The sequence below is a fragment of the Agromyces rhizosphaerae genome, from assembly GCF_027925245.1.
GTDB lineage: Bacteria > Actinomycetota > Actinomycetes > Actinomycetales > Microbacteriaceae > Agromyces > Agromyces rhizosphaerae.
Map to the genome: position 1 here is coordinate 3,579,417 of NZ_BSDP01000001.1, position 18,811 is coordinate 3,598,227.

Annotated in this window: 22 protein-coding genes and 1 tRNA gene; 6 read left to right on the top strand and 17 right to left on the bottom strand. The window is 70.9% G+C overall.

The window, feature by feature from the left end; translation table 11 throughout:
* Position 1 precedes the first annotated feature (1 nt).
* A complete protein-coding gene (locus QMG39_RS16965) occupies positions 2-400 on the bottom strand; it encodes an ArsR/SmtB family transcription factor (protein WP_281887043.1) in 399 nt (132 codons plus the stop codon).
* Positions 393-821 carry an SRPBCC family protein gene (locus QMG39_RS16970; RefSeq protein ID WP_281887045.1) on the bottom strand — a complete coding sequence of 143 codons (429 nt, stop codon included), beginning with the start codon at positions 819-821 and terminating at the stop codon, positions 393-395. The genes QMG39_RS16965 and QMG39_RS16970 overlap by 8 nt, the downstream gene beginning before the upstream one ends.
* A 124-nt stretch (positions 822-945) precedes the next feature.
* Here QMG39_RS16970 and QMG39_RS16975 point away from each other — a divergent pair, with 124 nt between their 5' ends.
* From QMG39_RS16975 to QMG39_RS16985, 3 genes are read left to right on the top strand one after another with little or no spacing between them, the layout of a single operon-like run.
* A complete protein-coding gene (locus tag QMG39_RS16975) occupies positions 946-2,274 on the top strand; it encodes a flavin monoamine oxidase family protein (protein WP_281887047.1) in 1,329 nt (442 codons plus the stop codon).
* 56 nt (positions 2,275-2,330) lie between these two features.
* Positions 2,331-3,293: a macro domain-containing protein gene (locus QMG39_RS16980; RefSeq protein ID WP_281887049.1), complete on the top strand. Its 963-nt coding sequence runs from the start codon at positions 2,331-2,333 to the stop codon at positions 3,291-3,293.
* A gap of 33 nt (positions 3,294-3,326) precedes the next feature.
* Positions 3,327-3,974 (top strand): DUF998 domain-containing protein, encoded by a 648-nt coding sequence (locus tag QMG39_RS16985; protein WP_281887051.1) that lies wholly within the window; start codon positions 3,327-3,329, stop codon positions 3,972-3,974.
* Here the strand turns inward: QMG39_RS16985 and QMG39_RS16990 are convergent.
* Both QMG39_RS16990 and QMG39_RS16995 read right to left on the bottom strand, forming a co-directional pair.
* On the bottom strand, positions 3,929-4,438 hold the full coding sequence (locus QMG39_RS16990) for a GNAT family N-acetyltransferase (RefSeq protein ID WP_281887052.1): 510 nt from the start codon (positions 4,436-4,438) through the stop codon (positions 3,929-3,931). The genes QMG39_RS16985 and QMG39_RS16990 overlap by 46 nt on opposite strands.
* Before the next feature lie 30 nt (positions 4,439-4,468).
* Positions 4,469-5,041 (bottom strand): MarR family winged helix-turn-helix transcriptional regulator, encoded by a 573-nt coding sequence (locus QMG39_RS16995; RefSeq protein WP_281887054.1) that lies wholly within the window; start codon positions 5,039-5,041, stop codon positions 4,469-4,471.
* Between QMG39_RS16995 and QMG39_RS17000 the strand changes: the two genes are divergently transcribed.
* Complete coding sequence (locus QMG39_RS17000) at positions 5,004-5,474, top strand: redoxin family protein (RefSeq protein ID WP_281887056.1); 471 nt, start codon at positions 5,004-5,006, stop codon at positions 5,472-5,474. The two genes, QMG39_RS16995 and QMG39_RS17000, sit on opposite strands and share 38 nt — an antisense overlap.
* A gap of 66 nt (positions 5,475-5,540) precedes the next feature.
* Here the strand turns inward: QMG39_RS17000 and QMG39_RS17005 are convergent, their stop codons facing one another.
* Together QMG39_RS17005 and QMG39_RS17010 are read right to left on the bottom strand one after the other, a co-directional pair.
* Positions 5,541-5,858, bottom strand: a complete 318-nt coding sequence (locus tag QMG39_RS17005) for a hypothetical protein (RefSeq protein WP_281887058.1) — start codon at positions 5,856-5,858, stop codon at positions 5,541-5,543.
* A gap of 189 nt (positions 5,859-6,047) precedes the next feature.
* Entirely contained in the window at positions 6,048-6,230 is a 183-nt protein-coding gene (locus QMG39_RS17010) for a hypothetical protein (protein WP_281887059.1), read from the bottom strand.
* 348 nt (positions 6,231-6,578) lie between these two features.
* On the opposite strand from QMG39_RS17010, the gene QMG39_RS17015 reads away from it, so the two are divergent.
* Together QMG39_RS17015 and QMG39_RS17020 are read left to right on the top strand one after the other, a co-directional pair.
* Positions 6,579-6,761, top strand: a complete 183-nt coding sequence (locus QMG39_RS17015; RefSeq protein WP_281887061.1) for a hypothetical protein — start codon at positions 6,579-6,581, stop codon at positions 6,759-6,761.
* A gap of 280 nt (positions 6,762-7,041) precedes the next feature.
* Positions 7,042-8,199, top strand: a complete 1,158-nt coding sequence (locus tag QMG39_RS17020; protein WP_373878340.1) for an IS481 family transposase — start codon at positions 7,042-7,044, stop codon at positions 8,197-8,199.
* 141 nt (positions 8,200-8,340) lie between these two features.
* Here the strand turns inward: QMG39_RS17020 and QMG39_RS17025 are convergent.
* From QMG39_RS17025 to QMG39_RS17075, 11 genes are all read right to left on the bottom strand, one after another.
* A tRNA-Pro gene (locus QMG39_RS17025) sits at positions 8,341-8,414 on the bottom strand.
* Between the two features lie 63 nt (positions 8,415-8,477).
* Positions 8,478-10,586, bottom strand: a complete 2,109-nt coding sequence (locus tag QMG39_RS17030; RefSeq protein ID WP_281887063.1) for an alpha/beta fold hydrolase — start codon at positions 10,584-10,586, stop codon at positions 8,478-8,480.
* On the bottom strand, positions 10,583-11,197 hold the full coding sequence (locus QMG39_RS17035; RefSeq protein WP_281887065.1) for a TetR/AcrR family transcriptional regulator: 615 nt from the start codon (positions 11,195-11,197) through the stop codon (positions 10,583-10,585). Before QMG39_RS17035 ends, QMG39_RS17030 begins: the two co-directional genes overlap by 4 nt.
* 133 nt (positions 11,198-11,330) lie before the next feature.
* Positions 11,331-12,224 (bottom strand): CHAD domain-containing protein, encoded by an 894-nt coding sequence (locus QMG39_RS17040; RefSeq protein ID WP_281887067.1) that lies wholly within the window; start codon positions 12,222-12,224, stop codon positions 11,331-11,333.
* A gap of 73 nt (positions 12,225-12,297) precedes the next feature.
* Positions 12,298-13,809, bottom strand: a complete 1,512-nt coding sequence (gene der / locus QMG39_RS17045; RefSeq protein ID WP_281887068.1) for a ribosome biogenesis GTPase Der — start codon at positions 13,807-13,809, stop codon at positions 12,298-12,300.
* Positions 13,806-14,549 (bottom strand): (d)CMP kinase, encoded by a 744-nt coding sequence (gene cmk, locus QMG39_RS17050; protein WP_373878358.1) that lies wholly within the window; start codon positions 14,547-14,549, stop codon positions 13,806-13,808. Before cmk ends, der begins: the two co-directional genes overlap by 4 nt.
* On the bottom strand, positions 14,549-15,631 hold the full coding sequence (locus QMG39_RS17055; RefSeq protein WP_281887072.1) for a prephenate dehydrogenase: 1,083 nt from the start codon (positions 15,629-15,631) through the stop codon (positions 14,549-14,551). Before QMG39_RS17055 ends, cmk begins: the two co-directional genes overlap by 1 nt.
* 14 nt (positions 15,632-15,645) lie before the next feature.
* Complete coding sequence (locus tag QMG39_RS17060) at positions 15,646-16,428, bottom strand: pseudouridine synthase (protein ID WP_281887074.1); 783 nt, start codon at positions 16,426-16,428, stop codon at positions 15,646-15,648.
* Entirely contained in the window at positions 16,415-17,083 is a 669-nt protein-coding gene (gene scpB, locus QMG39_RS17065; RefSeq protein WP_281887076.1) for an SMC-Scp complex subunit ScpB, read from the bottom strand. The genes QMG39_RS17060 and scpB overlap by 14 nt, the downstream gene beginning before the upstream one ends.
* The gene (locus QMG39_RS17070) at positions 17,073-17,918 is read right to left on the bottom strand and encodes a segregation and condensation protein A (protein ID WP_373878341.1); all 846 of its coding nucleotides are present in this window, start codon (positions 17,916-17,918) and stop codon (positions 17,073-17,075) included. The genes scpB and QMG39_RS17070 overlap by 11 nt, the downstream gene beginning before the upstream one ends.
* Positions 17,902-18,795 (bottom strand): ParA family protein, encoded by an 894-nt coding sequence (locus QMG39_RS17075; protein ID WP_281887349.1) that lies wholly within the window; start codon positions 18,793-18,795, stop codon positions 17,902-17,904. The genes QMG39_RS17070 and QMG39_RS17075 overlap by 17 nt, the downstream gene beginning before the upstream one ends.
* Between the last annotated feature and the right edge of the window lie 16 nt (positions 18,796-18,811).

Genomic DNA, 18,811 nt, shown 5'->3' on the forward strand with positions numbered 1-18,811 from the left:
CTTACCAAAGGATAAGCCGGTATCCTTTGCTTTCAGGACTCGAGCCCTCGCCTCCGTGCAGATCGCCACCCGAAGTCCCCGCACCCTCGGCGAGCCCGCGCAGACGTTCGAGCGAACCGCTCCAGAACTCGTCGTACCGTGCGACCCATGGCCCGAACGCGTGCCGGAGCCCCTCGCCGTCGATGCGATAGAGCTGGCGGCGACCGTCGCGGGTGGCGGTCACGAGCCCGGCGGCACGCAGCGCCATGAGGTGCTTCGAGATGCCCGACGGCACGAGGTCGGGGAACTCCTGCACGAGCTCGCCGACCGCGCGCACCCCGTGCTCGGCGAGCAGGTCGAGGATGCGCCGCCTCGTCGGGTCGGCGAGCAGCACGAAGACGTCGTCGGGCTGGTCAGCCACCGGATGCCACCACCGCGGCGAGCTGCTCGAGCACGCGATGCCGGTCGGCCCCGCGCTCGTAGGCGGCCATGGTGCCCCGCCAGCCCTCCGTGCCGATGCCGGCGAACCCGTCGTGCACGAGCGTGACGCGCGTGCCCGTGGCGATCGGCTCGAGCGAGACGATGAGCCTGGCCGGGTGCGTCCAGCCGGCGTCCTCCTCCAGCCAGGAGAGCACGAGCCGCCCCTCCGGGACGAGTTCGAGCACGGTGCCGCTGATCGAGGTCTCGCCGTCGGCACCGAGCATCCGGAACGCCCCGCCGACTCGCAGGTCGATCTCGAGGTCGGGCCGGAACCACGCCCGCATGGCCTCCTGCGTGGTGAACCAGCGCCAGACGGCACTGGGCGGTGCGGCGATGTCGAGCGCGCGGACGACGTCGGGCATGGTGGCGACCTCCCAATATCTTACTGTTCGGTAATGCGTTAACGTACGGCGATTGGTCGATGCCGTCAATACCCCGGTACCGTCGGAGCAGCGTGCGCGGATGCGCGCAGGAAAGGCTCGAAGAATGGAACGCGTCGACACGATCGTCGTCGGTGCGGGCGTGGCGGGCCTGACCGCCGCCCGCCTGCTCGCCCGGGCGGGGCGCAGCGTCGTGGTGCTCGAGGCCCGCGACCGCGTCGGCGGCCGCGTCTGGACGGACCGCACCGGCGACCACCCGACCGACCTCGGCGCCTCCTGGATCCACGGCGTCACAGACGAGCCCGTCGCTGACGCGGTCACCGCGTTCGGCATGCGCACCGCGGAGTTCACGGTCGGCAGCTACCAGCCCGACAGCCGCCCGATCGCGTACTACGGCCCGGACGGCGGGCGGTTGACGGCTGCGGCGGCGCGGGCGTTCGCCGACGACATCCGCTCGGTCGACACCGCGCTGCTCGAGACCATCGCCGCCTCGGCGCCGAACGACTCGTACCGCGACGTGACCGAGGCCGCGATCGCCCGCCAGGGCTGGGACGCCGACCGCGCCCAGCGCGTGCGCGAGTTCATGGAGCATCGCAGCGAGGAGCAGTACGGCGCGTGGATCGAGGACCTCGCCGCGCACGGCCTCGACGACGACGTCATCGAGGGCGACGAGGTCGTCTTCCCCGACGGGTACGACGAACTGCCCGCCCGCCTCGCCGAGGGCCTCGACGTGCGGCTCGGCCATCTCGTACGCCGGGTGCACTGGTCGCCCGACGGCGTCGAGGTCGAGACGACGAATGCCACCCTGGCGGCCGCCACCGCGGTCGTGACCGTGCCGGTGGGCGTGCTGCAGTCGACGGAGTTCGTGATCGAACCCGCGCTGCCCGAGCCGGTCGCGGGCGCGCTCCGCCGGTTCGCGATGAACGCGTTCGAGAAGGTCTTCCTCGAGTTCCCGGAGCGGTTCTGGGACGACGGCGTCTACGCGATCCGCCAGCAGGGCCCCGAGAGCCGCTGGTGGCACTCCTGGTACGACCTCTCCGCGGTGCACGGCGTGCCCTCCCTGCTCACGTTCGCGGCCGGCCCCGCCGCCCGCGAGATCCGCGACTGGAGCGAGGCGCAGGTCGTGGCATCCGTGCTCGCCCAATTGCGCCGCCTCTACGGCGAGCGCGTGCCCGAGCCGACCGCGGTGCGCATCACGGACTGGCAGGACGACCCGTTCGCCCACGGCTCCTACGCCTACATGACCCTCGGCTCCACCACCGCCGACCACGACGACCTCGCCACCCCGATCGGCGGCGTGCTCCACCTCGCCGGCGAGGCCACTTGGACCGACGATCCCGCGACCGTGCCCGCCGCGATGCGCTCGGGGCATCGCGCGGCAGAGCGCGTCCTCGGCCGCGAACTCCCGATCGCGGAGGCCTGGGCTCGCGGCTGAGCCCCGGCTGTGCGCAGCCTCGGCGCGCGTGCCCGGGTTTCGGCCACACTCGGGGTGTGCCCACGATCACGAGCGTCCACGGTGACCTGACCGAGCAGCGGGTCGACGCGATCGTCAACACCGCGAGCAGGCGGATGCGGGGTGGCGGAGGCCTCGACGGGGCGATCCATCGCGCGGGTGGGCCGGCCGTGCTGCGTGACTGCAGGGAGCGATTCCCCCGCGGCCTCGCCGTGGGCGACGCCGGATGGACCACTGCCGGCGAGCTGCCCGCGACCTGGGTCATCCACACGGTCGCGCCGAAGCACCGCGGGCGCCCGGAGGATCGCGAACTGCTCGCGTCCTGCTACCGACGCGCACTCGAGGTCGCCGATGAGCTCGGCGCGAGGAGCGTCGCGTTCCCGATCATCGGCACCGGTGTGCGCAGGTGGCCGACGCGCGAGGCGGTCGGGGCAGCGATCGAGGCGATCTCCACCTCGGGGAGCAGCGTCCGAGACGTCCGACTCGTGACCTTCACGGATGATGCCGCCCACGCCGAGGTGCAGCGCCGGCTCGGCGCGGCGACCCCGCTCCGAATCCTGCAGGGCGTGCGAGCGCTGCACGAGCGCGGCGTCCACGCCGCCCGCATCCTGCCCGGGGTGAGCCCGTCGGGCCTGCACTGGCGCGTCGCCGTGACGCACGCCGACAACTTCGTGACCGAGCCCTACGGGTTGCGGGTGCGCGACCACGACCGCGCGATCCACTACACGAGCGCCGACGGCACCGGCTTCGCGGAGGGCGAGGTGAATCTCACGAGCACGCCGGACGATGCCGCGGACCTGATGCTGCGCGCACTCCCCGACCTGGACGCGGGCGTCGACGACCCCACGTACGTGCGCTGGTACGCCGACCTGCTCGCCGAGGTGGAGCGCCACGACGCACTCCCGATCGCGTTCGCCGACGGGTTCGACGACTCGGACGGGTGGGAGATCGGCTGGGGGTCGGGGCGCCGGTACCCGCATCCGCCCGGGCCCGCACGCTGAGCGGGTCGCCGGCGACGACCTACACTGACGCCCATGGGCGTCGACCCGCGGCCGGTCGCGATCCTCGCGATCGCGGGGTTCATCGCGGCCGCGCTCGCGATGCTCACCGCACCGCTGCTGCTCGGCGAGGGGTACGACTGGGTCGAGCGATCGGTCAGCGAGTCGGCGGCGCAGCAGACGACGGATGCCTGGCTCGGACGCCTCGGGCTGCTGCTCTCGGGTCTCGCGGTACTGCTCGTCTGCATCGTGCGCGCCCGCGTATGGGGCGTGGTCGCAACCATCGCATTCGCGCTGTTCGGGCTGTTCTGGATGCTCACCGCCGTCTACTCCACCGAGTCGTGGATCGCGTCGGTTCCCCGGGAACCCCTCGAGAACACCCTGCACTCGGTGTTCGCCACGGCCATGGCCGTCATCTGCGTGGGCGCGCTCGTCCTCGTGATCCGCGGCGGCTACGCCTCGACCCGCTGGCGCATCGCGACCGCCGGCCTCATCGCGGCGGCGAGCCTGCTCCCGCTGGCGGCCGTGGTGCTGCCGGCGTTCGGCGGACTTCTCCAGCGCACGATGTTCGTCGTCGCGTATGCCTGGTTCGTCCGCGAGGCGTGCTTCGCCGTGGGCACACGGCCGGAGGCATCCGCTCACTCCTCGGGCCGGTCGACCTCGACGAAGCCGAGCCGCTCGTAGAGGCCGAGCGCAGGGTTGCCGCGCGTCACGATGAGCGACAGCTCCGGCTCGCCGCGGGCCAGGCAGCGCGCAGCCACCTCCGCGATGAGCGCGCTGGCGAGCCCCCGGCGCTGCGCATCGAGCCGGGTGACGACGAGCGCGATGAACGGGGTGCCGCGCCAGTTCGTGGTGAGCACGGCGGCCAGGATGCCCTGCTCGTCCTCGGCGACGAGCCAGCGGTCGCGCAGCGGCACGCCCCAGTCGCCGGCCGCGCCGCCGCGATAGTCCTCGACGAGCCCCTCGAGGGTGTCGCCCTCGTCGTCCACGGTGCCTCGGAGGGCAGGGAGGTGCACCTCGGCGAGCGCCTCGAAGTCGTCGTCGCGCAGCGCGCGGAGCCCTGGGATCGGCACCGCACCCTCGGCGAGATGACGGTTCGCGGCCCGATAGTACGGCCGGCGTTCGACGCGTCGCGGTGAAGGCTCCATCGCCGCCGAGACTAGCGCGCGCCCCCGTGCTCAGGCGTCGCCGATGATGCGCTGGAGGCCCGCACGCAGCGCGTCGAGCGCCTCCTCGCCGCCGATCCGATCGACCACCTCGGAGTGCAGCGCCTGTGCGGCCTCCGCGCCCTCCGTGCAGAACGACATCCCACGCTCGGTGAGCCGCACGATCTGGGCCCGACGATCGCTCGGGTCCGGAGTGAGCGTCAGGTAGCCGAGCGCCTCCAGTTCGTGGATGAGCTGGCCGACGGCCTGCCTCGAGATGTCCGTCCGGCTCGCGACGACGGTGATGCGCGTGCCGTCGCGATCCACTGCGCCGAACACCGGCAGATGCCGCATCGCGACCCGCTCGTGGCCGCGCGCAGACATGAGTTCCAGGAACCGCTCGTTCCCGACGTGCAGGGCCTCGCGCAGCAGGTGTCCCACGTCCTCCGCCGCCGCGCGGCGGAATTCCTCGACCTCAGCGGAATACACGACGCCCTCCCGTCGGTTGCGCAATATAGTTGCGAAAGCAGGTTTCGCAAGTTGGCTCGCAGAACTGAGGAGAAAGTCTATGCCCCACACCAACGCCGCGCTCACCGTCGGCAACACGCTTCCCGCGACTGTGATGTCGACGGCGGACGGCGGTTCGACCACGATCGCCGAACTCCTCGACGGTCGTCCCGGCGTCATCCACTTCATGCGCACGCCGACGTGCCCGGCGTGCCTGTCGGCCGGCAAGGTGCTCGCGAGCCTGCACCGCACCGGCGACCTCGGCGACGCGCGCGTGATCTTCCTCACGCCGGGCACCGATGCGGATGCCGCCCAGGCGGCCTCTCGCCTCGACGACACCGTGCGGGTGGCAGCAGTGGGCGCGAACCACGCCGTGTTCGGCCTCCGGCGCTCCGGCCAGTTCCAGGAGAGCGCGACCGCGGTCATTGACGCGGACGCACGGGTGATCCAGGTCACGACCGCCGCGATGCCTGCCAAGAGCTTCGACCGCGCGGCCACCGTGGACGCGATCGCACAGCTCGCAGCGCGCTGAGGCCACGAGCCCGGTACGACGACACCCCGGCGAGAAGGTGACACTCGCCGGGGCTTCTGCCTCGGACTAGACCGGCTTCACGAAGTCGATCTGCAGTGCCGCGACTCCGGTCTTCTCGAACGGCACCCAGCTGGCTCCCGGCATCGTGGCGATCTGCAGGAGCCCCTTCTTCCCCTTGCCCAGCGGGTTCCCGGGGGGAATCACCGCGATCACCCGAAGTACGTCGTCGCCGTCGTCCGTCTCGGCGGGGCTGATCGAGAGCCCGATCATCTCGAGCGGTGACATGAAGCCGGGCTTCCAGTAGGTAGCCAGGTTCCAGCCGTTCGATGTCGCCATTCCGGCGATACCGACCAATTCGCCGCCGTCGTCCTCCCACGCGCCCACGTCACCTCCGAGCGCACCTGCAACACTTGCGAGAAGAGACTCAACGTCGGATCCCGGCCAGACAAACTGAACCACCGACGATCGTATTGCACCCACAGACTACCTCCACATATTCGCGAGGCTCCGAACGGCTCACCCAGTTCTATGAGAGGTGAACCGCGGAGCGGCCCTGCAATTTTGAGCCGGCGATCAAGCCTGCTTTTTGATATCGTCCTGGATCTTCGAACGAATCTGATTCACCGTGACGCCGGAGTAGTTCTTCACAATGCCTTCAGCCTGCTTCTGCACGTCGGCACTCGAAATCGCCGAGACCGCGCCAGCAACAGCTAGCAATGTCTTCGCGGCATTCCAAGCATCCTGTGACCAACTCATGTACTTCCGCCCTTCGGATCGATTGCCTCACGCTCTGCCAGGTCGAATGTCAGCCCGCTGGGCGCGTGCTGAGCGTTCGAAGTTCCAAGTGGCAATCCGAGCAGTAAGTTATCCCGGCTCCGCCGTCACGGAAACGTCCCCGTTCAGGGGACTCGACCATACCCGCCGGCAACGATATTGCGCACCAAACCACTGCAAGCTCCTGTTGATTTGCAGAACATTATGTCGGCCGCGCAGCAACAGGTGCGACCGAAGGGTGCGCTCCCGCATTGGGGTCTTGATATCCGATGACCACACTGCTTTTGTCGAACGGCAGATCTATCAATATGGTTCGGGAAAGGAACTTAAATGACAGCGCGCGTCGAATTGATCGCTCAACTGACACAACGCCGTGACACCTTGCGGAAGGTGCTGGCCGAGGCGCGAAAGCTCAGCGACTCCGATCCGATGAGACAGCGGTCGATGCGGTCGACAATCGAGAGCATGGAGGCGGAACTGAGGAAGATCGAACTGGATCTCAGCACTACCTGACGCCAACGAGACCTCCCGGGGCGCTGATCGGATGAGCGACCCGGACCCGGACCCGGACCCGGAACGACGAAGCCCCGGCGAGAAATCACTTCTCACCGGGGCTTCTGCCACGGTCGGGCTGACAGTGTCTGGTGTCAGGACATCGTTGACGTGTGAGGGTGCCGATCGCGGTGCTGATCGTTGACGGATGTGTCGGGACATCGTTGACATCCGCGTCAGCGTGATCGTTGACCGCTGTGTCGGGACATCGTTGACACCCTCGAAACCTGACGATGCCGGAGTGAAGCCGAAGAATCTCGTCATCGTCCGGGCCGTGCGCGAGCAGGGCCTCAACCACGCCGAAGCAGCAGCGAAGTTCGGCGTCACCCGCCAGTGGGTCCACACCCTCGTCACCCGCTACGACGCCGAAGGACCCGACGGGGTCGCCACCCGCTCCCGCGCCCCGCACACCCGACCCGGAACCACCCCCGCCCTGATCCGCGACCGTGTCGTCCAACAGCGCATCGACCTGACCGCCCAGGGCGCGGACGCCGGACCCGCGACGATCGCCTGGCACCTCGCACACGAGGGACACCAGGCCCCATCGACCGCGACCATCCGACGCATCCTGCACGCCGCGGGCCTGATCACCCCGACCCCGGGCAAACGCCCCCGCAGCTCCTACATCCGCTTCCAAGCCGAACTGCCCAACGAGTGCTGGCAAGCCGACATCACCCACTGGTACCTCGCGAACGGCACCCGTGCAGAGATCCTCGACATCCTCGACGACCACTCCCGATTCCTCCTCGATATCCGCCCCGCGACCGCGTTCACCGGACCGATGGTCGTGACCGTGATGACCGAACTGATCAGCGCATACGGGCCACCGGCATCGACACTGACCGACAACGGGCTGGTGTTCACCACCCGACTCGCCCGCTACAAAGGCGCCCGCGGCGGATTCGAGAAACTCCTCGCCGCACACGACATCACCCAGAAGAACGGCCGCCCCGGCCACCCGCAGACCCAAGGCAAGATCGAACGCTTCCACCAGACCCTGAAGCGCTGGCTCCACGCACGACCACGACCCGACACGATCCAGGACCTGCACACCCTGCTGACCGAGTTCCGCACCTGGTACAACACCCAACGCCCCCACCGATCCACCGGCCGCAGAACCCCGGAACAGGCCTACACCGCCCTCCCGAAAGCCACCCCCACCGGCACCCGCACCACCGAATGGCGCTCCCGCACCGACCGCGTCGACGCGGTCGGAACACTCACCCTCCGCTACGCCGGAAGACTCCGCCACCTCGGCATCGGCAGAGCCCACGCCGGCACCCCAGTGCTCATGCTCATCCACGACCGAGACGTGTCCGTCAGCAACGCCGACACCGGAGAGATCATCGCCGAACACACCATCGACCCCAGCCGCGACTACCAACCACGGAAACGATGACCCCGCGTCAACGATGACCCGACACACCACGTCAACGACAACACGACCCACCAGGCCGCGCCACCGACACCCCCGCCGAACCCACAAAAAGTCCTGAGCCGCGACACGTTCGTAAACGATGTCGCGACTCAGGACAAACGGTCGGGCTGACAGGATTTGAACCTGCGACCCCTTGACCCCCAGTCAAGTGCGCTACCAAGCTGCGCCACAGCCCGTGGACAACCTGACCATCATAACGGAGCACCGGCCCCGCGAACGAATCGGCACCGCGGCGAATCTCAGAGCAGCTTGCCGATCATCGCGGCGGCCCGCGCGGCGCCGTCCGTCTCGACCGGCCGGTAGTCGACGGGCGCCCCGACGAGCGACGCCATGGCGCTCGCGAGCGCGTCGGGCGAGAGCTCCGAGTACTGCATGCAGCGGCCCGCGCGATACCGATCCAGCCGTGCCCGCACGTGGAAGTTCTGCTCGAAGTGGTCGCGCAGCGGCACGTAGATGAACGGCACCCGGCAGGCGGCGAGCTCCATGGTGGTCGTGAGGCCGCCCTGCACGATCGCCAGGTCGCACGCGGCGAGGTGGCGGTAGAGCCGGTCGACGTAGGCGCGGTACTCGACGCCGTCGATCTGCGGCAACGTGGCCGGGTCGATCCGCGGGCCGGTCACCACGATCATCCGCAGCTCCGGGATCGCCCGCTTCGCCTCCGGGTAGGAGGCCACGACCCGGCGGATCAGGTCGGTGCCGACGCCCGACCCGCCGACCGAGACGATGCACACCCGCTCGTCGTCGCGGTACCCGAGCTCGGCCCGCAACGCCTCGCGCGAACCGAGCGCCGCCGGGTCGAAGCCGGTCACGTACCCGGCGAAGTCGAAGTGCTCCTCGGTCCAGTCGCGAATCAGCGGCATCCCCTCGCCGAACCGGTCGGGCACGATGTCGTCGGGCGAGCCGACGAACACCGCGGCGTCGCGCACCCGCCCGTAGCGCTCGACGTGGGTGATCATCTCCTGGTTGTAGTCGGCCACGACCGCCGCCTCGCGGGCCCCGCGCTCGGGGATCGGCAGGTACCCGACGAAGTCGGTCATCCACGCGAGCGCCCCGCGCTTCAGGTTCGGGTTCTCGTGCAGGTAGTGGTCGACCTCCCACGACTCGTCGGCGATGATCAGGTCGTACTCGCCGCGCTGGGCGACCTCGTCGAACACCATGAAGTTGTGCACGAGGATCTCGTCCATCGTGCGCAGCGACTGGAACACCGCGAGCGAGTGGTCGCTGCACTCCGACTCGATGTGCGCAGATTCGCCGGCGAGAGCAGCGGATGCCTCGTGGATGCGCTCCCCCGCGGCATCCAGCACCCGGGTCACCGGGTCCTGTGCGAGCCAGTCGATCTGCAGGTCCGGATGCAGCGTGCGCAGCTCCCCCGCGATCGCGATGTCCCGACGGGCGTGCCCGAGCCCGATCGGCGACGACAGGTAGAGCGCCGTCTTGGGCCTCGCGATGCCGACGTGCCAGGTGGCCGCCTCGTCGCGCAGGCCGTAGACGCGGTCGGCGAACCCCTTGATCAGGTGGTTGACCTTCACCGGGAACCGCGTGTGCGGCGAGTGCCCCGAACCCTCGATCAGCACCAGGTCGGAGCCCGGGATCCACGCGTGCATGAGCTCCGAGCTGCCCGGGTGGACGATCTGGTCATCGGTGCCGTGCAGCAACAGCACCGGCACGTCGATGGAGCGGATGCGGCGCTCCATGTCCTCCAGGTCGAGGTCGGCGTAGTCCTCCTCGAGCGCCGCGAGCACGTCGCCGGTCGTCTCCATGGCCCAGCCGACCCCGTCGTCCCACGCCTTCGTGGAGTGCGGGTCGGAGACGACCTGGGCGACGAACCACTCGGCGAAGTCGCGGTAGTCGGTGCGCCAGTAGTCGGGGTCGTACTTCGCCCAGCCCTCCGGCTTCTCCCCCGGTGCGGGCGCAACGGGGGCAGCCCGGTCGACCATCGGCACGACCCACTCGTGCGCCGCCCCGATGGTCACGACCCCGTCGACCCGCTCCGGATGCAGCGCGGCGAGCGTGAGCGCGAGCTCACCGCCCATCGAGTAGCCCACGACGACGCACCGCTCGGTGCCCGTCGCGTCGAGCACCGCGATCGCGTCGGCGTCGCGGTTCCCCCACGAATAGCGTCCCGCGTCGGCCGGCCGCGACGACTTCCCGTTGCCCACCGCGTCGAACAGCACCACGCGGTAGTGCCGGGCGAGGAACGACACCTGCATCTTCCAGTTGCGCGAGTGCACGAGCTCCCACGTCGGCGCGAGCAGGATCGTCGGTCCGTCCTCGCCGTACACCTCCCAGTGGACGCTCGCCCCGTCGCGCTCGACCGTGCCCTCGGTCGTCGGCATCGTCGCCCTCATGACCGCACCTCCTGCTCGAGCGCCGCCAGGCGCGCCTCCTCGGCGGCGATCAGCCGCCCGATCGCCCGCAGTGCATCGCGGAACGGCCTGGTCGGCCCCTCGGTGCCGCTCAGGATCATCGCCTCCGCACCGATGAACGCCGCACTCACGAGCGCGACCATCTCCTCGACGGTCAGGGCACCGAATCGGATGCCTCGGGCCGACGCGCGCCGCGCGGCATCCGTCAGCACCGCGGTCCACCCGTCGTAGACCCGGCGGACCCGCGCGCCCACGACCTCGGTCGACCAGCCGGCCGCCATCATCTCGTGCAGGATGCGCACGTAGCCGGATTCGAGGTCGTCGTCGAGGTAGTCGCACGCGCGCTTCCACTGACTCGACAGGGGCTCGTCGCCCGCGTAGAGCGCGGACTGCCGGGCGACGAGGCTCGCGTCCTCCGCCTCGAGCACGCTCAGCACGAGCTGCTCGCGCGTGCCGAAGTGGTAGTGGATCTGCGACTGCGGCACGCCGGCCTCGTCGGCGACCTTGCGCGTCGAGAGCGCGGCGAACCCGTCGCGCAGCACCAGCTCCCGCGCCGCGCCGAGGATCGCCGCCTGGGTCTCGCTGCTCGACATCGTGCCCCCTTGCCCTGTTCGATCGCTTTTCGGTCGATCGCCCGAACGAATTGCAACGAAGGTACCGCGACGCTCGACGCCTGTCAACGACTCGGGCGCGCCATCCGCAGATCGATCGCCGCCGCCCGCGCACTCAGCCGATCGATTTGGCGAATCGATCGCGGGCGCGCCGCAGCTCCTGCGCCGCGTCAGGGAACTCCGCCAGATGCCGCGCAGCAGTCGACTCGGCCGCCGAAGCGAGCCGGTCGTATCCCTCCGCCGTCTCGCCGTGGTGCGCCGCGTGCGCGCCCGCACGCCGTGCGTGCCGGGCGAAGACGAGCGCGTCGCGCTGGTCGCCGAGCAGGTCGTGGATCCGCTCCCCCGCCGCGCCGAGCTCGCGCGCGGCGTCGCCGAGCACCTCTGCCGGCGGCGCCGACACCGCCTCGGCGGCGTAGCGCAGCCGGCGGGCGGCCTTGCGGGCGCGATGCAGCCGTTCGAGCGAGTCGTCGGCGGCCCTCGCCCGTCGTACCGCCCGCTTCGCCTCGCTCGCGAGCAGCCCGTTGAGCGCCGGCACCGCAGCCGCGTCGGCACCGGGCGCGAACGGCGGGTCGGCGCAGAAGGCCTCCAACTCCGCCGCCCGCGCAACGGCACGCGCGCCGTCCATCAGTTCGACGAGCCGCGCGTGCGCGACGCCGTACTCGACCCGCGGGCCGTCGACGAGCCGATCGCGCATCGCCGCGGTCTCCCCCGCGAACCCGTCGAGCGCCTCCTCGGCGAAGCCCACGCGCACCTCGAGGTCGCGCACGACGCCGAGGTCTGCGCCGAACTCGCGGTACGCACGCCGCAGGTGCTCGACGCGTGCCTCGTCGAACAGCGGACGGTACGCGGCCAGCACGCTGCGCAGCCGGCGCACGTGGGTGCGGAGCTGGTGCACGGCGTCGGGCTCATCGGCCCGCGCCTCAGGCTCCAACTCGCGGATGCGCGCGGCGATCGCCCCGACGGCCGCCATCACGGCGTCGCCGGCACGCTCCGGTGCATCCGCCCCCATCACCTCAGGCTAGCGAGCGGTGCGACCGGTCGAGCGGGCGCCGCCACGCGGCATCCGCCCGCCCCTGTATGAGCTACGTGCGCGGCCGCTTCTCGCGCACGCGCATGTTCGTGACGATCGGCGTGCCCTCGAAGCCGTACACCTCGCGCAGGCGCCGCTGGATGAACCGGCGGTAGCCCGGGTCGAGGAACCCGGTCGTGAACAGCACGAACGTCGGCGGGCGGGTCGCCGCCTGGGTGCCGAACAGGATGCGCGGCTGCTTGCCGCCGCGGAGCGGGTGCGGGTGCTCCTGCACGAGCTCGGTGAGGAAGGCGTTGAACTTGCCCGTGGGGATGCGCGTGTCCCACGACTCGAGCGCGGTCTCGAGGGCGGGCACGAGCTTCTCGAGGTGCCGGCCGGTGCGCGCCGAGATGTTGACGCGCGGCGCCCAGGCCACGTGGTGCAGGTCCTGCTCGATCTCGCGCTCGAGGTAGCGGCGGCGGTCGTCGTCGAGCAGGTCCCACTTGTTGAACGCGAGCACGAGGGCTCGGCCCGACTCGAGCACGAGGTCGATGATGCGCACGTCCTGCTCGCTGAGCGCCTCGGTCACGTCGAGCAGCACGACCGCGACCTCGGCCTTCTCGAGCGCGGCCTGGGTGCGCAGCGAGGCGTAGAAGTCGGCGCCCTGCTGCAGGTGCACGCGGCGGCGGATGCCGGCGGTGTCGACGAAGCGCCAGACCTTGCCGCCGAGCTCGATCTGCTCGTCGACCGGGTCGCGGGTGGTGCCGGCGAGGTCGTTCACGACCACGCGCTCCTCGCGGGCGGCCTTGTTCAGCAGGCTCGACTTGCCGACGTTCGGGCGGCCGAGGATCGCCACGCGGCGAGGCCCGCCGACCTCCTGCTTCGCGACCGCCGACTCCTGCGGCAGCACCTTGAAGACGGCTTCGAGCAGGTCGGCCACGCCCCGGCCGTGCAGCGCCGAGACGGGGTGCGGCTCGTCGAGGCCGAGGTTCCAGAGCACCGCGGCCTCGGGCTCCTGGCGGGCGTCGTCGACCTTGTTCGCCACGAGGAAGACGGGCTTCTTCGCCTGGCGCAGCAGGCGCACGACGTGCTCGTCGGTCGCGGTGGCGCCCACGGTCGCGTCGACCACGAACAGCACGACGTCGCACAGCTCGATCGCGACCTCGGCCTGGGCGGCGACGGAGGCGTCGATGCCGCGCGCGTCGGGCTCCCACCCGCCCGTGTCGACGAGCGTGAACCGGCGGTCGAGCCACTCGCCCTTGTACGACACGCGGTCGCGGGTCACGCCCGGGGTGTCCTCCACGACGGCCTCGCGGCGCCCGAGGATGCGGTTCACGAGCGCCGACTTGCCGACGTTCGGCCGGCCGACGATCGCGATGACCGGCAGCGCGGGCAGGTAGCGCACGCCCTCCTCGTCGAGGTCGCCGCCCTCCAGCACCTCGAGGTCGTCGTCGTCGAGGTCGTACTCGTCGAGGCCGCTGCGCAGCACCGCCGCGCGCTGGTCGGCGAGGTCGTCGTCGACTTCCGCGAGGCGCTCGACGAGGTCGTCCTCGACGCCCTCGTAGTCGTCGTCGGGGTTGCTCATCGTGCTGCTCCCTGTTCGGTGGGTGCCTCGGCAGCATTCTGGTCGGATGCCCCGCCTGCGCGGAACCCCCGCCCGCCGAGCGCATCGATCACGTCGATGACGGCGTCCACGGTCTGTTCGAAGTCGAGGTGGGTCGAGTCGACCGTCGTCACGCCCTCGGCGGCGGTCATGAAGTCGACGACCTGCGCGTCGGCGCGGTCGCGGCGACGCAGCTGCTCGCCGGCACCGTCGGCCGAGGAGCCCACGAGTTCGGCGGTGCGGCGCGCGATGCGCACCTCCTCGTCGGCGGTCAGCAGGATGCGCACGGGCGCGTCAGGCGCCACCACGGTCGTGATGTCGCGGCCCTCGATGACGATGCCCGCCTGGGGGGCATCCGCTGCGATGACCCGGAAGCGTGCGATGAGCTCGCGCCGCACCTCGGGCACGCGCGCGATCGCGCTCACGACCGCGGAGATGCGGGGCTCGCGGATCGCGGCCGTCACGTCGACCCGGCCGACGTGCACGATCGCACCGGTGTTGTCGGTGCCGAGGTCGAGCGCGAAGGCCGGCAGGTGCGCGATCACCGCGCCCGCGTCCTCGGGGTCGAGTCCGGCGTCGAGCACGCTCCACGCGAGCGCGCGGTAGGCGGCGCCCGTGTCGAGGATGCCGAAGCCGAGCCGGCGGGCGACCGCCTTGCTCACGCTCGACTTGCCGCTGCCCGCGGGCCCGTCGATCGCCACGACCATGGTCTGCTGCTGCATCATCCCGCAATCCGCCAGCCGCGCTGGCTCAGTTCCTCGATGAGCGACTCGACCGCCTCGGGCACGATCGCCAGCTCGGCGAGGCCCACGGGCGCGCCGGGCGAGTGCTCCATGCGGAAGTCCTCGATGTTCACGCCGATGTCGCCGACGTCCTGGAAGAGCTGTGCGAGCTGCCCCGGACGGTCGTCGACCATGACGACCACGGGGGTGAAGCGCCGGTCGACGCCGTGCTTGCCGGGCAGGCGGCCGACACCGGAGTTGCCGCCGGCCAGCTCCTCGGCGATGCGACGACGCGCGCCCGGCGCGTCGACGTCGCCGAGCGCGTCGATGAACCGGTCGAGGTCGTCGCGGTAGGCGGTGAGGATGTCGCGGACCGGCGCCGCGTTCGCGCCGAGGATCTGCACCCAGAGCTGCGGGTCGCTCGCCGCGACGCGGGTGACGTCGCGCACACCCTGACCGGCGAGGTTCAGCGCCGAGGGCGCGCCGTCGACCAAGCGCCGGGCCATGAGGCTCGACACGACCTGCGGCACGTGCGAGATGAGCGCGACGGCGGCGTCGTGCTGCTCGGGGGTCATCTCGACGAGCGTCGCGCCGAGGTCGAGGATGAGGTCGTCGACGACCCCGCCCCGCCGGTAGGAGATGCCGTCGTGCGCGGCGACCACCCACGGGCGGCCGGCGAACAGGTCGGCGCGGCCCGACATGGGGCCGCCGCGCTCGCGGCCGGCGAGCGGGTGCGAGCCGATGTAGCGCGACACGTCGGCGCCGCGCGCCGTGAGCTCGTCGAGCACGCGCAGCTTCACGCTCGCGACGTCGGTCACGATCGCCTCGGGGTACGCCTCGAGCTCGGCCGCGATGACGTCTGCCGTGACATCCGGCGGCACGCAGACGACGACGAGCTGCGGCTCATCGCCCTCGGCAGGCGCGCGCCCGGCGCCGTAGTCGACGGCGATGCCGAGGTGCGTCGGCGACGCGTCGGCGAGGATCACGTCGATGCCGCGCGCGCGCAGGCCGAGACCCACGCTCGACCCGAGCAGTCCGACCCCGACGACGCGCACCGGTCCGGTGAGGCGACTGTCGGCCACTGGTGATTCCCCTCTCAACCGCGCTCGTCGCTCCGTGCGATCGTGAGCAGGCGGCCGAGTTCAACCTTAGTCAACGCGCGCACCTCGCCCGACCGCAGGGTGCCGAGGTGCAGCGGCCCGAACTGCCGCCTGACCAGCTCGACGACCGGGTGCCCCACCGCCTCGAGCATGCGCCGCACGATACGGTTGCGCCCTGAATGCAGGGTGACCTCGACCATCGAGAACCCGCCGCCGCTGCCGGCCTGCAGCAGCTTCGCCGCGTCGACCGCGATCGGGCCGTCGTCGAGTTCGATGCCGCGCTTGAGCTTCGTGAGCACCTGCGGTTGCACGGTGCCCTGCACCTTCGCGATGTAGGTCTTCTCGACGCCGAACGACGGGTGGGCGAGCACGTGCGCCAGCTCCCCGTCGTTGGTGAGCACGAGCAGCCCGCTCGTGTCGCCGTCGAGGCGCCCCACGTTGTAGACGCGCCCCGGGAGGTCCTTCGTGAAGCGTCGCAGGTCGGGCCGGCCCTGCTCGTCCTTCATCGACGAGACCACGCCGCGCGGCTTGTTGAGCATGAAGTAGAGCTTGTCGGCGTCGAGCTGCACGGCGACGCCGTCGACGGACACCTTCGCGACGGCCGGGTCGATGCGCGTGCCGAGCTCGGTCACGACCGTCCCGTCGACCGTGATGCGCCCCTCGACGATGTACTGCTCGACCACGCGACGCGACGCGACGCCCGCGGCCGCGAGCACCTTCTGCAGGCGCACGCCCTCGGGCGCGTCGCCGCCGCCTCCTCGGCGGTCAGCGGGCGTCATCGAACCCGTCCTGTCCGTCGTCGAGCAGCGGCGCGACCTTCGGCAGCTCCTCGATCGAGTTCACGCCGAGGTGGGCGAGCAGCTGGTCGGTCGTGCCGTAGAGGATCGCCCCGGTCTCCGAGTCGGTCGAGACCTCGGTGATGAGCCCGCGGCCGAGCAGGGTGCGCACGACCGAGTCGACGTTCACGGCGCGGATCGACGCGACCTGCCCGCGCGAGATCGGCTGCTTGTAGGCGATCACCGCGAGCGTCTCGAGCGCCGCCTGCGAGAGGCGGGTCGGCGTCTGGGTCAGCACGAAGTCGGTCACCAGGTCGTCGTAGTCGCCGCGCACGTAGAAGCGCCAGCCGCCGCCCACCTCGCGCAGCTCGAAACCGCGACGGATGCCTCCGGCCTCGCCGTCGTAGTCGGCGACGAGCCGCGCGATCGACGCGCGCACCTCACGCACGGGCCGCGCGACCGCGGTCGCGAGCTGCACGACCGGTTGCGGCTCGTCGGCCACGAACAGGATCGCCTCCAGTGCACGGTCGAGGTCGAGCGCGCGCCCGGCGAGGTCGATGCCGTGCTCGTCGGCGCCGTCGGCGGGCGATGCGCCGGCGGCATCCGCGTCGATGCCCGTGGCATCCGTCTCAGTGCTCGTGTCCGTTTCAGTGCTCATAATCTGCTCCCAGACTGCCCAGCTGCTCCTCTGACCACTCCTCGGCGGTCCAGCGCAGGGTGAGTTCGCCGAGCGGCTCGAGCTGCTCGAATCCGATGGCGGCGTGGCGGTACAGCTCCAGCACCGCGAGGAATCGGGCGACGACCACGCCCTTGCGATCGACGCCGGCGACCAGCTCGCGGAACGACACCGGCTCGCCCCGCCGGAGGATCGACACGACCTGCGCGGCCTGCTCGCGGATGCTCACGAGCGGCGCGTGCAAGTGGTCGAGCCCCACGACGGGGATGACGCGCGGCGTCAGCGCGACGACCGCGAGTGCGGCGAAGTCCTCGGCTGAGAGCGTCCAGCGCAGCTCGGGCGGCGCCTGGCGGAACTTCTCCTCCAGGCGCACCGAACGCGGGTGGCGACTCGACTCCGCCGCGATGCGCTCCCCGAACCAGCTCGCCACCTGCTTGAACGCGCGGTACTGCAGCAGGCGGGCGAACAGCAGGTCGCGCGCCTCGAGCAGCGCGACGTCCTCCGCGTCGACCAGCTCGCCCTGCGGCAGGAGGCCGGCGATCTTCAGGTCGAGCAGGGTCGCCGCGACGACCAGGAACTCGCTGGCGCGGTCGAGCTCGTCCTCGGCCTCGAGCCGCGACAGGTACGCGATGAACTCGTCGGTCACCGCGCCGAGCGACACCTCGGTGATGTCGAGTTCGCGCTTGGAGATGAGCGACAGCAGCAGGTCGAACGGGCCCTCGAAGTTGCTCAGCGCGACGTGGAAGCCGTCGTCACCGGCCTCCGGCTCGGGTGCCGCCTCGATCGCTCCCCCGCCGGCGTCAGGCGACGGCGCCACGGAAGATCAGCTCCCTCGCGAGCTGGCGGTAGGCCTTCGCCGCCTGGTGCTCGGGTGCGAACTGCGTGATGGGGGCGGATGCCACCGAGGCATCCGGGAACTTCACCGTGCGCGTGATCACGGTCTCGAGCACCTGGTCGCCGAACGCCTCGACGACCCGCTCGAGCACCTCGCGCGAGTGCAGCGTGCGCGCGTCGTACATGGTGCCCAGGATGCCGTCGAGCGTGATCGCGGGGTTCAGGCGGTCGCGCACCTTCTCGATGGTCTCGATGAGCAGGGCCACGCCGCGCAGCGCGAAGTACTCGCACTCGAGCGGGATGACCACGCCGTGGCTCGCGGTCAGCGCGTTCACGGTGAGCAGGCCGAGCGACGGCTGGCAGTCGATGAGGATCACGTCGTAGTCGGGCGCGACGCGGCGCAGCACGCCCGCGAGGATCTGCTCGCGCGCGACCTCGTTGACGAGGTGCACCTCGGCGGCCGACAGGTCGATGTTCGCCGGGATCACGTCGAGGCCTTCGACGGTCGTGTGCTGGATCGCGTCCTTCGGCTCGTGCTGGCGCGTGAGCAGCAGGTCGTAGATCGTGGTGACGTCGTGCGTGCGCACGCCGAGTCCGGCGGACAGCGCGCCCTGCGGGTCGAAGTCGACCGCGAGCACCCTGCGGCCCTCGGCTGCGAGCGTGGCGCCCAGGTTGATGGTCGTGGTCGTCTTGCCGACCCCGCCCTTCTGGTTGCACAGCGAGATGATGCGCGCCGGGCCGTGACCGTCGAGCGGTTCGGGCTCGGGGAACTCCCTGGCCGGCCGACCGGTCGGGCCGAGTGCCGGGTCGAGCGTGGCGGTCCCGTCCAGTGGGTCGTGCTGGGATCCCGTCACGTGCATTCCTTCGAGTCGGATG